Raw genomic sequence first — 21,847 nt, 5'->3', positions numbered from 1 at the left:
ATGGGCATGGCTTAGAAACCGAACGGATGGTTAAGAACCCAGATGGTGCCGCTGATCGCCGCCGCGATGACCGCACCCATCGACAGAAGCGTCTGGAACCGGCGATGCCAGATCATCTGGTTCACCGCCTCTGCCGCGATCTGGTCGAGCGGGCGCTGCCCCGTCTCGGCCTCGGTCAGCAAGGGCGTCAGGCGGCGGGCCAGACGGATCCGCATCCAGAACAGGATCAGGAACGGCAGCAGCAGCACGGTCAGCGCCTGCGCCATCTCCAGCCCATAGGCAAAGCCCAGAATGCCAAGCGTCGAGAGGCCAAAGGCCACCAGCGCGGTGAAGACCGCGCCTTCGCGCAGACCAAGCCGCCAGCGCGGCAGGGTCAGCGACAGCCAGTCCATCAGGTGCAGCGCCTCGCCGGAATCCGGCTCTTGCTGGCGCAGCGCGGCGCGGGCGCGGTTGATCACATCCATCGGCACGCCCAGCACGCCGCGGCCCGCGACCGACCACATGCCCAGCAGGACCAGCCAGAACCACACGGTGCCGAAAGAGCGGCTGTCCAGAAAACCCAGCAGGCTGTTCAAAAGTGGCACTCGGGCTTCCTTGTCCTTACGCGGGCGTGACCTTAAAACGGGTGCGGGTTGAAGGAAAGCCACCCTTCCCCGGAATGAGGAGCCTGCCATGTCCGCAAACCCGATCATTGCCCCGTTTCCCGCGACGCGCCTGCGCCGTCTGCGACAGAATGCGAATATCCGCGCCATGGTGACCGAGACGGACCTGTCCGCCCATAACCTGATCTGGCCGATCTTCGTGACCGAGGTTACCGGGGCCGAGGGCGAGATCGCCTCGATGCCGGGGGTCGAGCGGCTGACGCTGGACGGTGCGAAACGTGCGGCAGAGCGGGCGGCGGAACTGGGCATCCCGTCAATCTGCATCTTCCCCCATTCCGATCAGGATCTGCGGACCGAAGGCTGCGAACGGGCGTGGGACCCGGACAATATCGGCAACCTCGCCATCCGCGCGATCAAGGAAACCGTGCCGGAACTGGTGGTGATGACCGATATCGCGCTGGACCCGTATAACGCCAACGGCCATGACGGGCTGGTCCGCGACGGGGTGATCCTGAACGATGAAAGCGTCGAGGCGCTGGTGCGCATGGCATTGGTGCAGGCCGAATGCGGCGCCGATCTGCTGGGCCCCTCTGACATGATGGACGGCCGGATCGGCGCCCTGCGCACGGCGCTTGAGGCGAACAGCCACAAGGATGTGGCGATCCTGTCCTATGCGGCAAAATTCGCCAGCGGCTTCTATGGCCCGTTCCGCGACGCCGTCGGCGCGTCGGGCCGCCTTGTCGGCGACAAGAAGACCTATCAGGTCAACCCCGCCAACCGCGAAGAGGCCCTGCGCTGCGTCGCCCGCGATCTGTCCGAGGGTGCGGATATGGTGATGGTCAAGCCCGGCCTGCCCTATCTCGACATCTGCCGCGAGGTGAAGGACCGCTTCGGCGCCCCGACCTTCGCCTATCAGGTCAGCGGCGAATACGCGATGCTGGAGGGCGCGATCCGCGCGGGCTGGCTGTCGCGCGACACGGTGGCCGAAAGCCTGCTCTGCTTCCGCCGCGCCGGCTGCGACGGCATCCTGACCTATTTCGCCCCCGAGGTGGCCGAGGCTCTGGCCCACAAGTAAGCCACGCAACACCCCACCGCACGCAAGCGGTGTACACGCTGTGTACAGGCTGTGCCTCGTCGGTGCATGCCTTGTGCAACCAAATCCCCAGCATTTGCTGATCCGCGGCACCGCTGCGGTTTCTCCGTTGCGCAAATACCGAATGCAACGCCCGCACCCGTTGCACCTCGCTGCCCGGCTCAACAACGCACACAACCGGCCACCCGATGTAACTCCCCGCGACTCCACACGTTTTCTTGTCCGCGAACCACGGCAAGCCACCGCCTGCGACCGGATCATGCGGGTGACAGGCGGGCGGTTTTGCCCTAACCTGCGCGGCAACGGGCAAATAATGCCGCTCAAGCGACGGATGGGACAGGATGATCAGGAAAATTCAGGCAGGAATGAACCGCAGAACGCTGCTAAAGGGCGCCGCCGGAACCGTGGCACTGGCCGCACTTTCCGCATGCAGCAACGCCGTCGGCACCAACGCCACCGCCGCACTGGACGCCCGCGTCGATGCGACGCATCAGTTTCTGATCCAGAACTATCCGTCCTCGGCTAGTCTGGTCCAGAACGCCAAGGCGGTCCTCTACATGCCGCTGATGACCGAGGCCGCGCTTGGCGTCGGCGGTGCCTATGGTCAGGGCGCGCTGCGCATCGGCGGGGCGACGGTTGATTATTACTCGGCCACGCAAGCCAGCGTCGGTTTTCAGGCGGGTGCCCAGCAATATGCCCATGTGCTGATCTTCCAGACCGATCAGGCGCTTGCGGCTTTCCGCGCGGCCCCCGGCTGGGTCGCAGGCGCCGATGCCTATTACGCCATCCCCGCAGGCGGCATGGCGATGGGCGCCGATACGATCACCGCGCAACATCCGGTCGTGGCGATCATCTTCGGCCAGTCCGGGCTGATGGCCGGTGCCTCGATCGAGGGCACCAAATACAACCGCATCATCCCCTCGGCGATCCCGATTCTCAGCATGCCGGGCCGCACCCCGATGTAAGCGAAAGGCCGCGCCGCATCGGTGGCGCGGCGCCTTCAGGTGCTGGTCAGGTGACGCAGCCCATGGGTCACATCGGCCCGCACCGCAAGCCGCAAGGCAGGCTCATCCCCCGCCCGCAGCGCCGCCAGAATCATCCGGTGATGCCGCGGCGGCTCATTCCGCTTCACCCGCCCGTAAAGCGCCCGCATGGTCGGGCCAAGCTGCAGCCAGATCGTCTCCAGCATGGCCAGCATCGCCGGCGCCTGCGCCCGCAGATACAGCATCCGGTGAAAATCCAGATTGCAGCGGATATAGCCGACCGCATCATGCCGCTCGACCGCGTCGGCGATGCGGGCATTCATCTGCGCCAGCCGGTCGATCAGCGCGAAATGCGCCCGAGGCAGCGCCCGCGCCGCCAGTTCCGGCTCGATCAGGGCGCGCAGGGCGGCCAGTTCCTCGATCCGCTCATCCGACAAGGCAGGCGTGGTCACACGCCCCGAGGCGGAGAGCGTCAACGCCCCCTCGGCCACCAGCCGCCGCACCGCCTCTCGGGCGGGTGTCATCGACAGGTGATACTCGCGCGCGATCCCCCGCAGGGTCAGCGCCTTGCCGGGGGGCAACTCGCCCAGCATGATCCGGCTGCGCAGGCTGCGATACAGCCGCTCATGCGCGGCGGGATCATTTGGCCGCGGCAGATTGGGATCGGGTGTCGGAAGCGAAGAGCGGGTCACGGTCATAGAATGGATGTGATCACAAACCATGCCGGGGTCAATCCCCCATGGGCGATACCGCCCCGATCCTGTCAGTCACGACCCGGATTGCGCCGGCGCTCAGGCGTCCCGAAACCGCCAGGCCATCAGATCAGAGCCATTCTTGCGCAACCAGCCGCGATGGCGTTCGTATTCAGGCATCAATCGCCCGACCGTCGCCCAGAATCGCGGTGAGTGGTCCATCTGCGCCAAATGCGCGACCTCATGTGCCGCAACGTAATCCAGCACCTCGGGTGGGGCCATTGCCAGCCGCCACGAGAACATCAGCCGCCCGTCATGGCTGCAGCTTCCCCATCGTGACCTTGTATCGCGCAGCACCAGCGCCCGATACGGCAGCCGCAGCGAACCGGCATGAGTGTCACAGGCCAGCGTCAGCCGCTGATGCGCCAGATGTTTCAGAAACGCCTGTACCACAGGCCCGCTTGGGCGAGAGGCGGGCAGCAGCAGCCGGTCCCCTTCGACCGAGACGACACGCACCGCCGCAGGCGTCAAGATCAGCCCCCGCCCCTCGACCGGCAGGGTCACACCGTGGGCGGCGACCAACGGCTGCGGGACACGCTCTGCGGCGCTGCGCAGCCACCCTGCCTTGGATTCGGCAAAGGCCCTGCCCTCGGCCAGGGCCGCCGATCTGGGCAGCGTCAGCACCGCCATGCCGCCGTCTCTGGGCACCCGCAATGTCATCCTGCGCGCCCTGCCTGATCGCCGCACCAGCAGCCTCAATCCATCGCTGAGAACGATCTCTCCGGTCATTGCCCCTGTCGCTTTGCCGATCACTTCCTATATTGTCGCGCGAGCCATTCCAGAAAAGGCTTTGACACCCCTGCATCGCTGTGGCAGGGGGTCCACCGGTTTCCCTAAACGCGGCGGAAGGAGAATGCCATGCCCAAAGAGGAATGGGGTACAAAGCGCCTGTGCCCGCACTGCGCGACGCGCTTCTATGACCTGAGGAACGACCCGACGACCTGCCCCGCTTGCGGCAACACCTTCACGATCGAAAGCATCACCGAAGGTCGCGGCAAGGCATTGGTCAGCGAGAAGGCCTCGGCGACGGATGACGACGAAGATCTGGTCGAAGACAACGATCTCGACGACGATAGCGGCGATCTGGACGATGATCTGCTGGAAGAGGACGATGACGACGGCGACGTGTCGCTGGACGACATCGCCGATGTGGCAGAAGACGACGAAGATTGATCGCCAGGGCGGCTGACCGCCCCGGCATCGATTACGTAGAACGGAGCCTCGCGGCTCCGTTTTTCGTTTTAATCCATAGAGATAGTTGTCGTGAATTCGGGTTTTCGTCTTTTCGGAAAAATCGGCGAATTTTCGACTTGCACCCTGTCGCGGCTGCCCCTATACGCCTCCCACGCAAGGCGCTCTGGTGCCTGCGGACCTCCGGTGGGGCCATAGCTCAGTTGGTAGAGCGCTTGAATGGCATTCAAGAGGTCAGGGGTTCGACTCCCCTTGGCTCCACCAATTCAAACAATGACTTATCTTCATAATCTCTCGGCGGATACAGCGGAAAACCCCTCTCTGGGGAACGCTATTGCTTAGCTAAAAGTGCAGTATTGTCAGTAGCTTCACCCACCCCATGTCTGGATTTCAACATGTGGAGTGAGGAATGCCCAGAATGTTAAATGCTGATGATCAACTTGATCTTCTGACAGTGCTAGGCGATCGGTTCCCGGATTTCGTGCCTCTGACGGATATGGGGGTTGCAGACCGAGATGCGCTCGCAAAGACCCTCGCATATTTTGAAGAGCACGGTTGGGTAGAATTGCAGAAGGTTGCGCCGAACACGCCGGGCGACACGGTCCTAGTATCTGCGAAAGCAACAGCGGCGGGATATGACGAAGCGGTGAGGCGCGGCGGCATTACCGACTAGGTTTGGTCCGGCCGCGCGATTCTCTGCCCGCCCCTTCGCCACACCGTCTCGAACACCTTGTCGAGGCGTGCGGGGGGTGAGACGCTGCACGTAGCGGCGCTTGGGAAGCATCTGATCGAACAGTCTGTCGAGGCGGCTTGCGGTCAGCTTGCGATCATTGGTGCCAGCCTTCGGTTCAATGGCGGGCGGGGCCCCATTATTGCTGCTCGGTCGGCGTGCGTCGTCGTGGCGCTTCCGTGATGAATTTGTCGCATGATGCGACCCTTCCTTTCCAAAGAAAGGGTCGCATCATCACATCGTGGGATCAAAGAGTTCGGCGAAATGAAAGCAACTGCTGTTCGAGACCGCCAATCAAGCGGCGCGAACTGAAACCGTCGTCTCCCTACACGCGCGCCGATCAGATCATTCCGCCATCAGGCGGCTGATGATCACCGTCACCTCGGGCTTTTTGCCGATCTCTTCCATGGAGACCTGACGGGTCACCTTGCGGATCGCCTCTTCCATCTTGGCGTCGTCGCGGACCACGCGGCTGTCGGCGCCTTCGAGGAACTCCGACAACTCGCCCTCGATATGCGCGGCCAGATCCTCGCCGCCGCGGGTGCGGCCCGGCAGGCCCATCAGCTCGACCCAGGCATCGGGAAGGACGTTGTCCTCTTCGTCCACGATGACGCTGACCAGCGCGTGACCGTTCAGCGCCATGCGGATACGGTCGCGGACAATGCCGTCCATGGCGCCGATCAGCACGTTGCCGTCCAGATAGATGCGGCCCGTCTCGATCTGATCGACGATACGCGGGGCGTCGCCGGTCAGGTCCAGCATGGCGCCATTCGTGACGATCTCGGCGGCGATGCCCTTGGATCGGGCAAGCTGGACATGCTCGCGCAGATGCATGTGTTCGCCATGCATCGGCACGACGATCCGGGGTTTCAGCAGGTCGTGCATCGCCTCGATATCCGGGCGGTTGGCGTGGCCCGAGACATGGAAGAAGCCGTCATCCGCGTCATAGACATCGACGCCCAATTCACTGAGCGCGTTCATGATGCGGATCACCGAACGCTCGTTCCCCGGAATGGTGCGCGAGCTGAACAGGAAGCTGTCGCCTTCCGCCAGCGACAGTCCCAGATAGCGACCGCGCGACAGTTGCGCACTGGCGGCGCGGCGTTCGCCCTGCGAGCCGGTGACCAGCAGCAGCACCTTGTTGCGCGGCAGATCGGCGGCTTCCTCGGGGCTGATCGTTTCGGGAAACTCTGACAGGATGCCGGTTTCCAGGCCGACCGAGACCATGCGCCGCATGGCCCGGCCCAGCAGGCAGATCTTGCGACCCGACGCCTTCGCGGCCTCGGCCAGCGTCTTCAGACGGGCAATATTGCTGGCGAAGGTTGTCGCCACCACAAGGTTCGGCTGCGTCACCATCCATTCGAGGATCGGATTGGCCAGCATCGCCTCGGACCGGCCGGGATGGGGTGAGAAGATGTTGGTCGAATCGCAGGCCAGAACCTTGACGCCCTGCCCTTCGCTGGCGATCTGCTGCCACATGGCGGGATCGAAGGCCTCGCCCACGACCGGGGTGCCATCCAGCTTGAAATCGCCGGTATGGACCACACGGCCCGCAGGCGTATCGATGATCAGCGCGCCGCTTTCGGGGATCGAGTGGCTGATCGGCACGAACTGCACCTTGAAGGGCCCGGCATCGATCACCTCGGGGCGCGCAGAGACGATGTTCACCGCCTCGGCAGGCAGACCATGCTCTTGCAGTTTCAGCCGACACAGCGCGCCGGTAAAGGCGCGGGCATAGATCGGCACATCAAGGCGCTTCCACAGGTGGCCAAGCGCGCCAAGGTGATCCTCATGACCATGGGTGATGAAGATGCCGTCAAGCCGGTCGCGGTTCGCCACCAGCCACGCCATATCCGGCATGATCAGATCGATGCCGGGCGAGCCGTCCATGTCGCCGAAGGTCACCCCCAGGTCGACCAGGATCAGCCGTTCCTTGCCGGGGCGGCCATAGCCATAGACATAGGCATTCATGCCGATTTCGCCCGCGCCGCCCAGCGGCAGATATATCAGGCGCTCAGCCATTGCCCATCTCCTTGTTGTAATCGTAAATCAGGCGCAATCCATGCACCGTCAAATCGTCTTCGATATGATCGAAGAGATCAAATCCCTGATCGAAGAGCGGCGCAAGTCCCCCCGTCGCCACGACTTTCATCGGCCGGTCACGCTCGGCCCGCATGCGTTTGATAATGCCCTCGATCAGCCCGATATAGCCCCAGAAAATCCCGGACTGGATACAGGCGACGGTATTGGTGCCGATGACCCGCTCGGGCATGGTCACATCGACATGGGGCAAGGCGGCGGCGGCCATGTGCAGCGCCTCCAGCGACAGGTTGACGCCGGGCGCGATGACGCCGCCGACATAGGCGCCATCCACATCGACCACGTCGAAATTGGTGGCGGTGCCGAAATCGACCACGACCGTATCGCCGCCATGGCGATCAAATGCGCCGACGGTATTGGCCAGACGATCGGGACCGGGGCGTGTGCCCTCATCCACGCGGGGCGGAACCGGCAGCAGGCAGTCGGGCTTGCCGACGACCAGCGGGCGGGTGTCGAAATATCGATTGCACAAGACGCGCAGGTTGAAGACCACGCGCGGGGCGGTGGCGCTGATGATGCAGGCATTCACCTGCAATTCGAACTTGCGCACCGCGATCAGGGTGGACAGCCAGACGTAATATTCATCCGCCGTGCGCCGATGATCGGTCGAGATGCGCCAATGCGCCAGAAACTTTTCGCCGTCCCAGATCGAGAAGACGGTGTTGGTATTGCCGGTATCGATGCAAAGCAGCATGGGCGTCAGCCTCCGCTGAAGAAGATGTCGGCGGCGGGGATGGCGGTGCGCCCCCGCGCGGTAGTCAGGATCAGTGCGCCGGTCTCATCGATGCCTTCGAAGCGGCCGGTGGTTTCGCTGCCGCCGGTGCGGGCGGTGATCGTCTCGCCCAGCTTGGCCGCACGGGCCAGCCATGCAGTGCGGATCGGCTGGAAACCAAATTCACGCATCTGTCGCGACCATTGATCGAAGGCCACGGCCAGCGCGTCCAGAAACTCGTCCGGCGTCACGATCAGCCCGGTTTCGCCCTTCAGGCTGACGGGCCGGGTTGCCTGTGTCTCGACCTCGGACGCCTCTGGCGCTGCGGCCAGATTGACACCGATACCGATCACCAGAGTCGAGACCTGCCCGCCCGATCCCGCGCTTTCCAGCAGGATGCCCGACAGCTTGCCGCCATTCAACAGCACATCATTCGGCCATTTCAGCGCGATATTCAGATGCGGCCCACACAAGGCGATCAGCGCGTCATGCACGGATAGCGCCGCGACAAAGGACAGCCGCGCCGCATCCGCCGCAGCGCCTTCCGGGCGCAGCACCAGCGAAGCCGCAAAATTGCCCGGCGGGTCGGTCCATGCCCTGCCCCGCCTGCCACGGCCTGCCTCTTGCTTGCGCGCCAAAACCCATGCCGGACCGCTGAGATGCGGGGCCAGTCGGAACGCCTCGGCATTGGTGCTGTCCACGCGGTCAAGCACATGCCGCGCGACCCCGTCAGGCCAGCCGGTCAGGTCGGGATCAGCCACCAGCGGGGGTCTCGGCCACGACCTCGGTCCCGACCAGAGATTGCGCGGCGGTGGCGGCGGCATCCTCGACGCCCAGCATGGTGATCGCACCGATCAGCAGCGCAGCCGCCGGAACCACCAGCGCCAGATACTGAACCGCGTTCATGCGGCTTTCCACGCCTTCGCTCTCACCGCCGAAGAACATGTAATAGACGATGCGCAGATAGTAGAAGGCACCGATGACCGAGGCGATCACGCCCAGCACCGCCAGCCATGCCATATCCGCCTGCACCGCCGCATTCAGCACGCCCAGCTTGGCGAAGAAGCCAAGGAAAGGCGGCACGCCGGCAAGGCTGAACATCAGGACCAGCACAGCAATCGCCTTCAGCGGCTCGCGCGAGGCGAAACGGTTCAGGCTATCCATATCGGTGATCGGGCGGCCATCACGCTCCATCGACAGGATGAAGGCGAAGGTGCCGACATTCATCACCGCATAGATCGCCATATACATCAGCATCGCCTGCACGCCGGTTGCCGTGCCTGCGGCAAGGCCGACCAGCGCGAAGCCCATATGCGCGATCGAGGAATAGGCCATCAGCCGCTTGATATTGCGCTGCCCGATCCCGGCAATCGCGCCAAGGAACATCGACAGCACCGCAAGGAAGGCGATGATCTGGCTCCAGTCGCCGGTGACATTGCCGAATGCCTCGAACATCAGCCGGGCGATCAGCGCCATGGCGGCGACTTTGGGTGCGGTGGCGAAGAAGGCGGTCACCGGCGTCGGCGAGCCTTCGTAAACGTCCGGGGTCCACATATGGAACGGCACTGCCGAGACCTTGAAGGCCAGGCCGACCAGCAGGAAGACCAGACCGAACAGCAGACCCATCGACAGATGGTCGCCGGTTACCGCGCCGATGATCCCCTCGAAGCTGGTGGTGCCCGAGAAACCATAGACCAGCGATGCGCCATAAAGCAGCAGACCCGAGCTCAGCGCGCCGAGGACGAAATATTTCAACCCGGCTTCCGACGATTTCACGCTGTCGCGGCGCATGGCGGCGACGACGTAAAGCGACAGCGATTGCAGCTCCAGCCCCATGTAAAGCGACAGCAGATCGCCCGCCGACACCATCATCATCATGCCGATCGAGGCCAGTGCGATCAGGATCGGAAACTCGAAGCGCAGAAAGTTGTAACGCTCCATATAGTCAACGCTCATCGCCAGCACGGCGGCGGCGGCCAGCAGGATCGTCACCTTGGCGAAACGCGCGAAGGCGTCGTCGATGAACATGCCGAAGAAGGCGGTCTCGTCGCTGCGGTCGCCGTAGCCGATATAGAAGGCCGTGATCAGCAGGGCGGCGACAGTGGCCCACAGGATCGGCTTGGCGATCTTGTCCTTGCCGAAATAGGCCCCGGCCATCAGTGCGGCCATCGCGAAGATCGCCAGCAAGAGCTCGGGCAGGATGGTCGAGAAATCGAGCGCGGTCATCTTGCTTACCTCAATGGCTGGCTTCGGCCGGTTCCGCCGCAGCGGCGGTAACGGCCAGCCCGTCGCGTCCGTCATGCGGCAGGGCGTCGTGATAGTTGACCAGCAACGCCTGAACGGCGGGGCCGGTGATGTCGGTCACAAGGCGCGGATAGACGCCAAGGATCAGGGTCATGGCGATCAGCGGCGCGAATATCCACTTCTCGCGGGCGGTCATGTCGTTGATCGTCTTCAGGCTTTCCTTGACCAGCGCGCCAAGCGTCACCCGGCGGTAAAGCCAGAGCGCATAGCCCGCTGACAGGATAACGCCGGTCGCGGCGACAAAGGCCACCCAGGTATTGGCCTTGAACGTCCCCATCAGGGTCAGAAACTCGCCCACGAAACCCGAGGTGCCCGGCAGGCCGACATTGGCCATGGTGAAGAACATGAAGACCAGCGCATAGACCGGCATCCGGTTCACCAGCCCGCCATAGGCGTCGATTTCCCGCGTATGCATGCGGTCATAGATCACGCCCACGCAGAGGAACAGCGCGCCCGAGATGAAGCCGTGCGACAGCATCTGGAAGATCGCCCCGTCCAGACCCTGCTGGTTCGCGGCAAAGATGCCCATGGTCACGTAGCCCATATGCGCAACCGAGGAATAGGCGATCAGCTTCTTCATATCGGTCTGCGCCAGCGCCACCAGCGAGGTATAGACGATGGCAATCGCCGACATCCAGAAGACCAGCGGTTGCAGCATATCGCTTGCCACCGGGAACATCGGCAGGCTGAAGCGCAGGAAGCCATAGCCGCCCATTTTCAGCAGCACCGCCGCCAGCACCACCGAGCCCGCCGTCGGCGCCTGAACGTGCGCGTCGGGCAACCATGTGTGAACCGGCCACATCGGCATCTTCACCGCGAAGCTGGCGAAGAAGGCGATGAACAGCAGCGTCTGCACGCCGCCGATCACGCTGATGCCAAGCACGCGGATCGTCTCGGACGGGAATGGCGTGCGGGACGGGTCAAGCAGCGCCGCGATATCGGTGGTGCCCGACATCCAGTACATCGCGATCATCGCCACCAGCATCAGCACCGAGCCAAGGAAGGTGTAGAGGAAGAACTTGAACGCCGCATAGATGCGGTTCGCGCCGCCCCAGATGCCGATGATCAGGAACATCGGGATCAGGCCTGCTTCGAAGAACAGGTAGAACAGGATCAGATCCAGCGCCGTGAAGACGCCGATCATCAGCCCTTCAAGAACCAGAAAGGCGATCATGTATTCCTTGACGCGGGTGTTCACATCCCATGTGGACAGGATCGTCAGCGGCATCAGGAAGGTGGTCAGCATCACGAACAGGATCGAGATGCCGTCCACGCCCATCTTGTAGCGCAGACCCATGATCCATTCGTGATCCTCGACGAACTGGAAGCCGGTATTGGCCGGGTCGAACCCGAACAGCACGAAGAGCGAGATCAGGAAGGTCGCCGTGGTCGCGATCAGCGCCAGATACTTGGCATTTTTCTGCGCAGCCTCATCGTCGCCACGCAGGAAGATCGCAAGGATCGCCGCCGCGACGATGGGCAGGAAGGTGATGATTGAAAGCAGGTTCGTCATATCAGTGCATGCTCCGCGACATCACCCAGATCAGCAGGCCCACGATGCCAAGCACCATCGCGAAGGCGTAATGGAAGAGATAGCCCGACTGCACCTTTCCGGCGAAGCGCGTCAGACGCGGGATGATTCCCATGGCCACCCCGTTGATGGTGCCGTCGATAATCTCTCCGTCCCCGACCGTCCATAGCTTGCGGCCCAGCCATTGCGCCGGACGCACGAACAGGAAGTTGTAGATCTCGTCGAAATACCACTTGTTCAGCAGGAACTGATACAAGGCCGGTTGCTGCGCCGCCAGTTTCGCGGGCGCGTTCGGGAACTTGATATACATCAGCCATGCCAGGCCAAACCCGATCAGCATCGCGAAGAAAGGCGACATTTTCACCAGTTTCGGCACGTAATGCGCGTCATGCATGACGTGGTTGTCGGGATGCATGTAGATCGCGCCCGGCGTCACCTCGACAGCGGCATGGGCCTCACCCTCGGCATGACCCTCGCCCTCAGCGGCGGTGTCGGCAACTGCCGCTTCGCCCTCGGCTTCCGCCGCCGCCGTGTCTGCGACAGCGTGGCCGTCAGCCTCGCCCGGTGCGGCGTCGGTGGCGTGATCTGCGGCGGGTTCGCCGTCATCTCCGGTCGTCGCTTCGGCATGTTCCGCCTCGGGGATGCCGAAGAAGCGATAGACATTGTCGCCGAAGAAGCTGCTATACCAGATCATCCCGGCCAGAACCGAGCCGACGGCCAGCACGCCCAGCGGAATGGTCATGACCGGCGGGCTCTCATGGGCATGGTCATGCGCATGATGATCGCCGCGCGGCTCGCCCCAGAAGGTCAGGAACATCAGCCGCCACGAATAGAAGCTGGTCATCAGTGCGGCAATCACCAGCATCCAGAACGCATAGCTGATCCCCGAAGCATAGGCGCTTTCGATGACGGCGTCTTTCGACAGGAAGCCTGCAAAGCCATAATGGGTCAGCGGAATGCCGACACCGGTAATCGCCAGCGTGCCGATCAGCATCGCCCAGAAGGTCAGCGGGATTTTCTTCCTGAGACCGCCATAGTTCCGCATGTCCTGCTCATGGTGCATCGCATGGATGACCGAGCCTGCGCCAAGGAACAGCATCGCCTTGAAGAAGGCGTGGGTGAACAGGTGGAACATCGCGACCGAATAGACGCCGGTTCCCGCAGCCACGAACATATAGCCAAGCTGCGAACAGGTCGAATAGGCGATCACGCGCTTGATGTCGTTCTGCACCAGACCCACGGTCGCGGCGAAGAAGGCGGTCGTCGCACCGATGATGGTGACGAACATCTTCGCCTCGGGAGCGAATTCGAACAGCGGCGACATGCGGCAAACAAGGAAGACACCGGCGGTCACCATGGTCGCGGCGTGGATCAGCGCCGAAACCGGCGTCGGGCCTTCCATCGCGTCCGGCAACCAAGTGTGCAGGAACAATTGCGCCGATTTACCCATGGCCCCGATGAACAGCAGGAAGGCCAGCAGGTTCGCCGCGTTCCAGTCGGTCCAGAGGAAATGGATCTGCGTCTGCGCCAGCGCGGGCACCTGCGCGAAAATCTCGTCAAACTGGATCGAGCCGGTCATCCACCACAGGCCAAAGATGCCCAGCAGGAAACCGAAATCGCCGACCCGGTTGACGATGAACGCCTTCATCGCTGCGGCATTGGCGCTGTCCTTGCGATAGTAGAAGCCGATCAGCAGGTAAGAGGCGACGCCGACGCCTTCCCAGCCGAAAAACATCTGCAGAAGGTTGTCCGCTGTCACCAGCATCAGCATGGCGAAGGTGAAGAAGGACAGATAGGCAAAGAAGCGCGCCTTGTAGTGTTCGTGATGGGTCCAGTTGTCGTCATGGGCCATGTAGCCCATCGAATACATATGGACGAGCGCCGAGACGCTGTTGACCACGATCAGCATGATCGCCGTCAGCCGGTCCAGCCGGATCGCCCATTCGCTGGTGAAATCGCCCGAGACGACCCAGTCAAGAACCGGGATATGCTGGGTCTGGCCGTCGAAGGTCAGAAAGACGATCCACGACAGGAACGCCCCGATGAAGAGAATGCCCGTGGTCAGGAACTGTGCGGCGCGTTCGCCGATGACCCGCCAGCCAAAGCCCGCGATCAGCGCACCGACCAGCGGCGCGAAAAGGATGAATTGCACCATGACCGCTTACCCCTTCATCACGTTGACGTCTTCGACCGCGATGGTGCCGCGGTTGCGGAAGAACACCACCAGGATCGCCAGCCCGATGGCCGCCTCGGCTGCGGCGACGGTCAGGATGAACATGGTGAAGATCTGCCCCGCCAGATCGCCCAGATGGGTCGAGAAGGCGACGAAGTTGATATTCACCGCCAGCAGCATCAACTCGATCGACATCAGGATGACGATGACGTTCTTTCGGTTCACGAAGATACCGAAGACCCCGGCGACGAACAGGATCGCCCCCACGACAAGGTAATGTGTCAAGCCTATCATCACTCTCAGTCCCTCCGGGCTATTTGCCGGTTTGTCTTCTTGGTGCGGCCCAAATAGGGCCGCGAATTACATCTTAGTTGCGATAGTACATCGCGCAGGCGCAGCTCATGTCGAAACTATGACCGTTCACCGACACTCTTGATTGCGACAGAGTGCCGGACTCGGCAACCCAATCCAGCCGCTGCGCGCGGGCAAGGATCGTCTCGGATGTCTCATCGCCAGTGAAGCCTGACTCTTCGGTTCGTATGAACGCCTCCGAAACCGATTCAACACCTAATATTGGCTTCGGCTCATGGTCAGGAATAGGCGGCACAGCCGCATCCATCGGCAAATCGCCGCCTCCAAGCCAGACGCCGACCGCACCCGTGCAGTCGTAATAGACGATGATGTTTTCCCCTATATCGCAAGCATTGGTACTGGCACTGATATATTGGCGCACGATTCCATGGCCAAGATCAACTGCGGCCCCCGAACTCACGCTAGGCCCATCCTTGGAAACATAAGATACCGAGCATTGCTCGCCACGGATTACCGCGTTCTCTTCGGGCCCGATCGGAATACATCCAAAAGCCGGGCCAGTTGCTACGAGCGTTACTGAAAGAACGCTGCCCATCCCGCCGCAAAACGCCAGTGCTTGTCGCATCGACTGGTTCATCGCGCATCCACGATATGATAAGATGACTTTCCACCCCGCAGTTCGGGATAGTAGGCCCGACAACCGCATTCCTCCTCGCTCGTCACGTCTGACTGGACGGCGACGCCTTGTTCTTCCGCCAATGCCTCAAGATAGGCCAGCGGGTTAGATGTATCACGGTCCTGAAATGCGATAAGCACCTTATCAACATTGACGGAGTGATCGAACGGCCGATCATCCTCTCCGAAATTACCGCGCCGCATCAGGGTTCTCTGTTCGCCCGACCGGCAGTCAGTCACATCGACGTAATGTTCATCGGTCGAAAAGCTGGCGAAACTCGTATCGCGGCGAATAAGGCCGCCCCCCAGATCCTTCGGCTCGTCTCCATGCGAATGAAGAACGTCAACTCTGCACATACCCGGAGACACCGATCGGACCGGGGCATTCGTGCAGCCGACGACCGACATCAGTGCGACGCTACTCACGCCGAACGCCATCTGAGGGAAACCGATCACAGCCCCTGCCCCGGTTTCACGTCGCGAAGCTCCATCGCCTTGGCCGGGTCGCGATACATCTGTTCCAGCACGTTCTGGCGCTTGATGTCCTTGCGGTGGCGCATGGTCAGGGTGATCGCGCCGATCATCGCAACCAGCAGCACCAGACCCGAAAGCTGGAACGGCAGCAGATAGCGGTCGTAAAGCAACGCGCCGATGGCGTGGGTGTTCTGCACCTCGGGCGAGATCGGCGCGGTACGCAGACCCTCGGCCATTTGCGAGGTCTCCCAGACCCCGAAGGCGATGCCAAGCTGGGCCAACAGCACGATGGCAATCAGCGCGCCAAGCGGCAGATAGCGGGCGAATTCGCCCTTCAGCTCGGCGAAATCGACGTCGAGCATCATCACCACGAACAGGAACAGCACGGCGACAGCGCCGACATAGACGATGACCAGAAGCATCGCCACGAATTCGGCCCCCTGCAGGATGAACAGGCCCGCCGAGGACAGGAAGGCCAGGATCAGCCACAGCACCGAATGGACCGGGTTTTTCGCCAGAACGACCATGAAGCCCGCAGTGCAGACGGAAATCGCAAAGAGGTAGAATGCAAAAGTGATCATTCCGGTTGTTTCCCCTCGTGTTCGGTAAAGACGCCCTGCGCGATTTCCAGCGCCTTCTGCATCGCGGGAATGCCGCCGAACATCCCCATCTGATAGATCACCTCGGCCACTTCGCGGGCGGTCGCGCCCGATTCAATGGCGTGGCGGATGGTCAGGCGCAGTTGCGGCTCGGCATGCGCGCCCTGCACGGTCAGCGCCGCGATGGTCACCAGAAGCCGCGTTTTCGCGTCCAGCCCGTCGCGGTTGAAGGTGCGCCCGAACCACATCTCCAGCATGTCTGCGGGCATGGTCGGGATCATCTTCTCGAATGCCCGCGTATCAAGGTTTTCCAGCGCCGGGTTGAAGGCCCGCGCCATTTCCTGACCCGATTGCATCATCTGCTGAAACATCTTCTGGAAGGCGTCGGTCATGGGCGTATCTCTTCCGCTTCACGGGTTGCATCCGCATCCGGCAGCCAGCCGTCATGGCGGCCGCGCAATGCGCTGTCGATGCCGGGGCGAGGCCGGTCCGCCAGGTCAAGCCCGCGCTGATATGCGGTGCAGCGGGTCATCTGTAAGGCGCGTCAATCGCAAGGTTGCGGGCGATTTCGGTTTCCCAACGGGCGCCGTTATCCAGCAGTTTGGCCTTGTCGTAGAACAGCTCTTCCCGGGTCTCGGTGGCGAATTCGAAATTCGGCCCCTCGACGATGGCATCGACCGGGCAGGCTTCCTGACAGAAGCCGCAATAGATGCACTTGGTCATGTCGATGTCGTAGCGCGTGGTGCGGCGGCTGCCATCCTCGCGCGGTTCGGCGTCGATGGTGATCGCCTGTGCCGGACAGATCGCCTCGCAGAGTTTGCAGGCGATGCAGCGTTCCTCGCCATTGGGATAGCGGCGCAGCGCGTGTTCGCCACGGAAACGCGGGCTGAGCGGTCCCTTTTCATGCGGATAGTTCAGCGTCGCCTTGGGCGCGAAGAAATAGCGCATGCCAAGGCCGAAACCTTTGATGAAATCCACCATCAGGAAGTATTTGGTGGCGCGCGCGATGTCGAAGGCCATTCTTGTCATTCCCCTCGCTTGGGCGCGGCGAAGCGGTCGAAAGCCGCCACATATTCGCGGACCCTGGCACTGTCTTTGGCGTGTTCGGCCGTGTCGAGATTGTTCGCAAGGAAATGCGCAAACTCGATCTTGTCGGTTTCGGATGCTGCTGCCAGCAACTCGGCGATGCGGTTGGAATAAGACATGCTTATGCTCCTGCCCAGCGGGCCCAGAAGGTCCCGAACACTTCATACCTTGCAAGGAAGGCGACGATCACGACCCAGGCCAGCGACAGCGGCAGGAACACTTTCCAGCCGATCCGCATAAGCTGGTCATAGCGGTAGCGCGGCACGATGGCCTTCACCATCGAGAACATCCAGAACCAGAAGACCATCTTCAGGAACATCCACAGCGCGCCATCGGGAATGCCGGGGATGGGCGACAGCCAGCCGCCGAAGAACAGCAGGCTGATCAGCGCGCACATCAGCCACATGGCGATATATTCGCCAGCCATGAACAGCAGATAGGGCGTCGAGGAATATTCGACCATGAAGCCCGCGACCAGTTCGGATTCTGCCTCTGGCAGATCGAAGGGCGGGCGGTTGGTTTCAGCCAGCGCCGAGACGAAGAACAGCACCACCATCGGCAGGTGCGGCAGCCAATACCAGCTCAGCAGACCGGCCCCGCTTTGCGCCTCGACAATGGCCGACAGGTTCATCGAGCCGGTCGAGATGATGACTCCGACGATGATCAGACCAATCGAGACCTCGTAAGAGATCATCTGCGCGGCGGACCGCAGCGAGCCGAGGAACGGATATTTCGAGTTCGACGCCCAGCCGCCCATGATCACGCCATACACTTCCAGCGAAGAGGCGGCGAAGATGAACAGGATGCCGACATTGATATCGGCCATCACCCAACCGGGTGCGAAGGGGATCGCCACAAAGGCGAACAGCGCCAGCATCATCGACAGGAAAGGCGCAAGGAAGAAGACGAATTTATCGGCCCCTGCCGGAACCACCACTTCCTTGACCACATATTTCAACGCATCCGCGAAGGTCTGCAACAGACCCCAGGGCCCGACCACATTCGGCCCGCGCCGCATCTGCACGGCGGCCCAGATCTTGCGGTCGCCATAGACCAGAAAGATCAGCGAGAGCATCACGAACGCGATCAGTGCCAGCCCCTGAGCCAGCATGATGATCGCGAATCCCAAGGAGGATGCCCAAAATTCAGCCATGACGCCCGTCCCTTTTCCTACCTTCTACGCCGCGGGAATGCCGCGTGCCCTGCATTCACGCAGGGTGTCTTCCGTTTCCATCACCCGCAGGCCCAGCGGCTTGCTGTCCGACAGCAGGAATGCCGCCCCGATCAGCAATTTGCCGTCGCGTGTGTCCTGTAATGTGCGGATATGGCGGCCGTATTCGCTGCCATTTTCCTTTGCCCATCCGGCCAACGCGCAGGTGGCATACGAGAACGCGATATCGGCGTCCACCCCCCTGCGAAGATTTGCCGTGACCTCGACCAGATCGGCCTTGCCATCCGCATTCAGCGCGCTGACCGTGACGCCCAGAAAGTCCTCGGGGACGATCTCGGTGCCCTCTGCCCATGCGGGCAAGGTCGGCTTGGTGCGAGCGGCGAATTCCTTCAGCGCGCGTTCCTGCGCGGTCATCCGGGGCGGTCTGCCGGGCAGCGAGACCATGCTGTCGCTGCCGCCAAGGTTCAGATCAAGATTGGCGTTCAGCGCCATCAGATCGGCCTCGGTCACCTCGAAGGCATCGCGGCCTTCGCTGCTGCCCAGATCCATCGTGGTGACGCTGCCATCCTCTTCCAGAATCAGGATTTCACCCGATTTGGTCGAAATCCGCGCGAGTTGCATCTGATCGCTGCCCGCTGCGGGGATCCGCGCGGTCATCGTCTCGGGCTTGGCCGGCGGACGGCCATCGGCCGCATCCTTGTCGCAGCCAGCCAGAACCACCGCGCCCAGAAGGGCGGCGATCACAAGGCGGGGCTGGCGGGATGCTGGCCACATGATGTTCACTCGGCCGCCATTGCGGGCGCGTTGCGCGCCGCGGCCATGCGGGACAATTCGCCCATCAGGGGCGAGCTGCGCGCAATCGGGTTGGTCAGGTAGAAATCCTTGACCGGATAGACGAAACTGGCCTTGCCCATGTCGCGTATCTCCAATGGCTGCCACTCATTTTCCGGCACCTGATCGATCATCGCCAGATGCGGCACCGCCTCGACCAGCGCGCGGCGCAGTTGCGCCAGGCTGTCCCAAGGCAGCGTCTGGTTCAGTTCCGCCGACAGGGCCCGCAGGATAGCCCAGTTTTCCTTGGCCTCACCCGGCGCGAAATTGGCGCGCAGGGCAAGTTGCGGGCGGCCTTCGGTATTCACGAACAGACCGTTTTCTTCGGTATAGCAGGCGGCGGGCAGGATCAGATCGGCGCGATGCGCACCGCGATCACCGTGGCTGCCCTGATAGATCACGAAGGGACCGGCGGCGATGTCCACCTCGTCCGCGCCAAGGTTATAGACCACCTCGGCGCCGTCGATGGCGGCGCTCAGACCGCCCTCGGTCACCGCACCCACATCCAGCGCGCCGACGCGCGAGGCGGCGGTGTGCAGGATCAGCAGCTTCGAATTGCTATTTTCCGCCAGCTTCATCGCATGGGCCAGAACCGCTTCGCCATCAGCTTCGCGGATGGCGCCCTGCCCCACGATCACCAAGGTCGGCTTGGCGCGGGTTTCTTCGCTGATCTCGCGCGAGGACAGGCTTTCCAGCGCTGCCCGGTCATTGCCGATATGCGCGTAGTCATAGGTCAGATCGACCGGCTGACCGACCAGCCCGATCTGCGCGCCACGAGCCCATGCCCGACGGATGCGCGAATTCAGGACCGGCGCTTCTTCGCGGGGATTGGTGCCGATCAACTGGATCATCTCGGCGCTGTCGATATCCTCGATCCGGCCATTGCCGACATAGGCCGAACGGTTGCCCGCAGGCAGACGCGCGCCATCGGTGCGGCTTTCGACATTCCCGCCCAAGGCCTCGATCAGCGTCTTCAGGCTGAACGCCGCCTCGACCGGGACCAGATCGCCGATAAGACCCGCGACCTTCTTGCCCGAGATGGCACGCGCCGCAACCGCCAGCGCCTCGGGCCAGCTTGCCACGCGCAGACGCCCGTTTTCACGGATATAGGGCTTGTCCAGCCGTTGACGGCGCAGACCGTCCCAAACGAAGCGGGATTTGTCGTTGATCCATTCCTCGTTCACGCCGTCATTGTTGCGCGGCATGATCCGCATGACTTCGCGACCCTTGGTGTCGATGCGGATATTGCTGCCAAGCGCGTCCATCACATCGATGGATTCGGTCTTGGTCAGTTCCCACGGACGGGCGGTGAAGGCATAGGGTTTGCTGACCAGCGCGCCGACCGGGCACAGATCGATGATATTACCCTGCATGTTCGAGGCCAGCGTCTCGTTCAGATAGCTGGTGATCTCGCTATCCTCGCCGCGGCCGGTCTGGCCCATCTGGGTGATGCCCGCGACCTCGGTGGTAAAGCGGACGCAGCGGGTGCAGGAAATGCAGCGGGTCATGTGGGTTTCGACCAGCGGGCCAAGGTTCAGCTCTTCGGCAGCACGTTTCGGCTCGCGGTAGCGGCTGAAATCGACGCCGTAAGCCATCGCCTGATCCTGAAGATCGCATTCACCGCCCTGATCGCAGATCGGGCAGTCAAGCGGATGGTTGATGAGCAGAAACTCCATCACGCCTTCGCGGGCCTTCTTGACCATCGGGCTGTTGGTCTTGATCTCGGACGGCGCGCCTTCCGGCCCCGGGCGCAAATCCTTGACCTGCATCGCGCAAGAGGCGGCGGGCTTGGGCGGTCCGCCCACGACTTCGACCAGACACATCCGGCAGTTCCCGGCAATCGACAGCCGCTCGTGATAGCAGAAGCGCGGGATTTCTACGCCTGCCTGCTCGCACGCCTGAATCAGCGTCAGGTTGGGATCGACCTCGATCACCTTGCCGTCGATGTTGATCTTGCGAAGTTCGCTCATCTGCCTGTCCTTTGCCTCAGCCCAACCGGGCGAAGGAATTGAAGTCTTGGGTCGACGCCTGCGTATCGGCAGCAGGCTGGCGCGGTTCCGCAGCGCCTGCCAGCATCAGGTCACCCGCCAGCATGGCAAAGGCGGCCAAGGCCAGCAGCACCGCACCTATGATCCGTGTCGTTCGTCTCATCGTGCCACCAAAAACGTTGCGATATACGAATTATTTGCGAATTCCTGTTGCCCCACGGCACAGAAACTTTGCGCATCGCCTTCCTTGGCACCCTTGCTGGTCAGGTATTGCTCAGCCACGGCATAGATCCGGCGACGCTCGGCCCGGTCGTCAAGGAAGGTATCGATCTGGGCGTTGGAATAGCCCTGCTCCAGCGCATAGCGTTTCAGCGCGCGGGCCTGCCCATAGGCATAGATCATCCGCGCATTATAGCTTGGGCATTCGCGGCGAATACGGTCGGCGATCCGCGCGGCGATCAGCCGGTCATTGATGTATTTTTCCTGCGCCAGCGGGGTTTGCTGGGCCATCGCGGGCACGGCGGTCAAGGCCAGCGCAAC

25 protein-coding genes and 1 tRNA gene are annotated in these 21,847 nt (G+C 62.4%); 5 read left to right on the top strand and 21 right to left on the bottom strand.

The window, feature by feature from the left end:
* Positions 1-11: 11 nt before the first annotated feature.
* Positions 12-584 carry a hypothetical protein gene (locus tag JJJ17_RS05740; protein WP_200684401.1) on the bottom strand — a complete coding sequence of 191 codons (573 nt, stop codon included), beginning with the start codon at positions 582-584 and terminating at the stop codon, positions 12-14.
* Between the two features lie 88 nt (positions 585-672).
* On the opposite strand from JJJ17_RS05740, the gene hemB reads away from it, so the two are divergent.
* Together hemB and JJJ17_RS05730 are read left to right on the top strand one after the other, a co-directional pair.
* The gene (gene hemB / locus JJJ17_RS05735; protein ID WP_200684400.1) at positions 673-1,677 is read left to right on the top strand and encodes a porphobilinogen synthase; all 1,005 of its coding nucleotides are present in this window, start codon (positions 673-675) and stop codon (positions 1,675-1,677) included.
* A gap of 383 nt (positions 1,678-2,060) precedes the next feature.
* Positions 2,061-2,660: a lipid-binding SYLF domain-containing protein gene (locus JJJ17_RS05730; protein WP_200684399.1), complete on the top strand. Its 600-nt coding sequence runs from the start codon at positions 2,061-2,063 to the stop codon at positions 2,658-2,660.
* A 35-nt stretch (positions 2,661-2,695) separates the two neighbouring features.
* Here JJJ17_RS05730 and JJJ17_RS05725 read toward each other — a convergent pair whose 3' ends face one another.
* The gene (locus JJJ17_RS05725; protein ID WP_200684398.1) at positions 2,696-3,376 is read right to left on the bottom strand and encodes a GntR family transcriptional regulator; all 681 of its coding nucleotides are present in this window, start codon (positions 3,374-3,376) and stop codon (positions 2,696-2,698) included.
* Between the two features lie 93 nt (positions 3,377-3,469).
* Positions 3,470-4,159 (bottom strand): M48 family metallopeptidase, encoded by a 690-nt coding sequence (locus tag JJJ17_RS05720; RefSeq protein ID WP_200684397.1) that lies wholly within the window; start codon positions 4,157-4,159, stop codon positions 3,470-3,472.
* 129 nt (positions 4,160-4,288) lie between these two features.
* Here JJJ17_RS05720 and JJJ17_RS05715 point away from each other — a divergent pair, with 129 nt between their 5' ends.
* The 3 genes from JJJ17_RS05715 to JJJ17_RS05705 all read left to right on the top strand — a co-directional run bounded on the left by JJJ17_RS05715 (position 4,289) and on the right by JJJ17_RS05705 (position 5,294).
* A complete protein-coding gene (locus JJJ17_RS05715) occupies positions 4,289-4,603 on the top strand; it encodes an FYDLN acid domain-containing protein (RefSeq protein WP_200684396.1) in 315 nt (104 codons plus the stop codon).
* A gap of 206 nt (positions 4,604-4,809) precedes the next feature.
* Positions 4,810-4,885, top strand: a tRNA-Ala gene (locus JJJ17_RS05710).
* Between the two features lie 154 nt (positions 4,886-5,039).
* Positions 5,040-5,294, top strand: coding sequence for a hypothetical protein (locus JJJ17_RS05705; RefSeq protein ID WP_200684394.1), 255 nt, complete (start codon positions 5,040-5,042; stop codon positions 5,292-5,294).
* 402 nt (positions 5,295-5,696) lie between these two features.
* Here JJJ17_RS05705 and JJJ17_RS05700 read toward each other — a convergent pair whose 3' ends face one another.
* From JJJ17_RS05700 to JJJ17_RS05615, 18 genes are all read right to left on the bottom strand, one after another.
* Positions 5,697-7,373, bottom strand: coding sequence for a ribonuclease J (locus JJJ17_RS05700; RefSeq protein WP_200684392.1), 1,677 nt, complete (start codon positions 7,371-7,373; stop codon positions 5,697-5,699).
* A complete protein-coding gene (locus JJJ17_RS05695; protein ID WP_200684390.1) occupies positions 7,366-8,145 on the bottom strand; it encodes a type III pantothenate kinase in 780 nt (259 codons plus the stop codon). The genes JJJ17_RS05700 and JJJ17_RS05695 overlap by 8 nt, the downstream gene beginning before the upstream one ends.
* A gap of 5 nt (positions 8,146-8,150) precedes the next feature.
* The gene (locus tag JJJ17_RS05690) at positions 8,151-8,909 is read right to left on the bottom strand and encodes a biotin--[acetyl-CoA-carboxylase] ligase (protein ID WP_234463958.1); all 759 of its coding nucleotides are present in this window, start codon (positions 8,907-8,909) and stop codon (positions 8,151-8,153) included.
* Between the two features lie 7 nt (positions 8,910-8,916).
* Positions 8,917-10,389, bottom strand: coding sequence for an NADH-quinone oxidoreductase subunit NuoN (gene nuoN / locus JJJ17_RS05685; protein WP_200684385.1), 1,473 nt, complete (start codon positions 10,387-10,389; stop codon positions 8,917-8,919).
* A 10-nt stretch (positions 10,390-10,399) separates the two neighbouring features.
* Positions 10,400-11,980 (bottom strand): NADH-quinone oxidoreductase subunit M, encoded by a 1,581-nt coding sequence (locus tag JJJ17_RS05680; protein WP_200684383.1) that lies wholly within the window; start codon positions 11,978-11,980, stop codon positions 10,400-10,402.
* Between the two features lies 1 nt (position 11,981).
* A complete protein-coding gene (nuoL, locus tag JJJ17_RS05675; RefSeq protein ID WP_200684381.1) occupies positions 11,982-14,153 on the bottom strand; it encodes an NADH-quinone oxidoreductase subunit L in 2,172 nt (723 codons plus the stop codon).
* A 6-nt stretch (positions 14,154-14,159) separates the two neighbouring features.
* Complete coding sequence (nuoK, locus tag JJJ17_RS05670; protein ID WP_200684379.1) at positions 14,160-14,465, bottom strand: NADH-quinone oxidoreductase subunit NuoK; 306 nt, start codon at positions 14,463-14,465, stop codon at positions 14,160-14,162.
* A gap of 73 nt (positions 14,466-14,538) precedes the next feature.
* Entirely contained in the window at positions 14,539-15,120 is a 582-nt protein-coding gene (locus JJJ17_RS05665) for a hypothetical protein (protein ID WP_200684377.1), read from the bottom strand.
* Entirely contained in the window at positions 15,117-15,596 is a 480-nt protein-coding gene (locus tag JJJ17_RS05660; protein ID WP_200684375.1) for a hypothetical protein, read from the bottom strand. The genes JJJ17_RS05665 and JJJ17_RS05660 overlap by 4 nt, the downstream gene beginning before the upstream one ends.
* A 14-nt stretch (positions 15,597-15,610) precedes the next feature.
* Complete coding sequence (locus JJJ17_RS05655) at positions 15,611-16,213, bottom strand: NADH-quinone oxidoreductase subunit J (RefSeq protein ID WP_200684373.1); 603 nt, start codon at positions 16,211-16,213, stop codon at positions 15,611-15,613.
* A complete protein-coding gene (locus JJJ17_RS05650) occupies positions 16,210-16,623 on the bottom strand; it encodes a carboxymuconolactone decarboxylase family protein (RefSeq protein ID WP_200684372.1) in 414 nt (137 codons plus the stop codon). The genes JJJ17_RS05655 and JJJ17_RS05650 overlap by 4 nt, the downstream gene beginning before the upstream one ends.
* A 136-nt stretch (positions 16,624-16,759) precedes the next feature.
* Positions 16,760-17,251: an NADH-quinone oxidoreductase subunit NuoI gene (nuoI, locus tag JJJ17_RS05645; RefSeq protein ID WP_200684371.1), complete on the bottom strand. Its 492-nt coding sequence runs from the start codon at positions 17,249-17,251 to the stop codon at positions 16,760-16,762.
* 5 nt (positions 17,252-17,256) lie between these two features.
* Positions 17,257-17,436 carry a hypothetical protein gene (locus tag JJJ17_RS05640; protein WP_200684370.1) on the bottom strand — a complete coding sequence of 60 codons (180 nt, stop codon included), beginning with the start codon at positions 17,434-17,436 and terminating at the stop codon, positions 17,257-17,259.
* Between the two features lie 2 nt (positions 17,437-17,438).
* The gene (nuoH, locus tag JJJ17_RS05635; protein ID WP_200684369.1) at positions 17,439-18,470 is read right to left on the bottom strand and encodes an NADH-quinone oxidoreductase subunit NuoH; all 1,032 of its coding nucleotides are present in this window, start codon (positions 18,468-18,470) and stop codon (positions 17,439-17,441) included.
* Positions 18,471-18,494: 24 nt separating this feature from the next.
* Positions 18,495-19,262: a hypothetical protein gene (locus tag JJJ17_RS05630; protein WP_200684368.1), complete on the bottom strand. Its 768-nt coding sequence runs from the start codon at positions 19,260-19,262 to the stop codon at positions 18,495-18,497.
* A 5-nt stretch (positions 19,263-19,267) separates the two neighbouring features.
* Entirely contained in the window at positions 19,268-21,289 is a 2,022-nt protein-coding gene (gene nuoG, locus JJJ17_RS05625; protein WP_200684367.1) for an NADH-quinone oxidoreductase subunit NuoG, read from the bottom strand.
* 16 nt (positions 21,290-21,305) lie between these two features.
* The gene (locus tag JJJ17_RS05620; protein WP_200684366.1) at positions 21,306-21,470 is read right to left on the bottom strand and encodes a hypothetical protein; all 165 of its coding nucleotides are present in this window, start codon (positions 21,468-21,470) and stop codon (positions 21,306-21,308) included.
* Complete coding sequence (locus tag JJJ17_RS05615; protein ID WP_325168777.1) at positions 21,467-21,826, bottom strand: DUF5333 domain-containing protein; 360 nt, start codon at positions 21,824-21,826, stop codon at positions 21,467-21,469. Before JJJ17_RS05615 ends, JJJ17_RS05620 begins: the two co-directional genes overlap by 4 nt.
* Between the last annotated feature and the right edge of the window lie 21 nt (positions 21,827-21,847).

Source organism: Paracoccus caeni (genome assembly GCF_016629665.1).
Lineage (GTDB): Bacteria > Pseudomonadota > Alphaproteobacteria > Rhodobacterales > Rhodobacteraceae > Paracoccus > Paracoccus caeni.
Note: the sequence above shows the minus strand (reverse complement) of the source record. Positions and strands in the feature narration are given on the sequence as shown.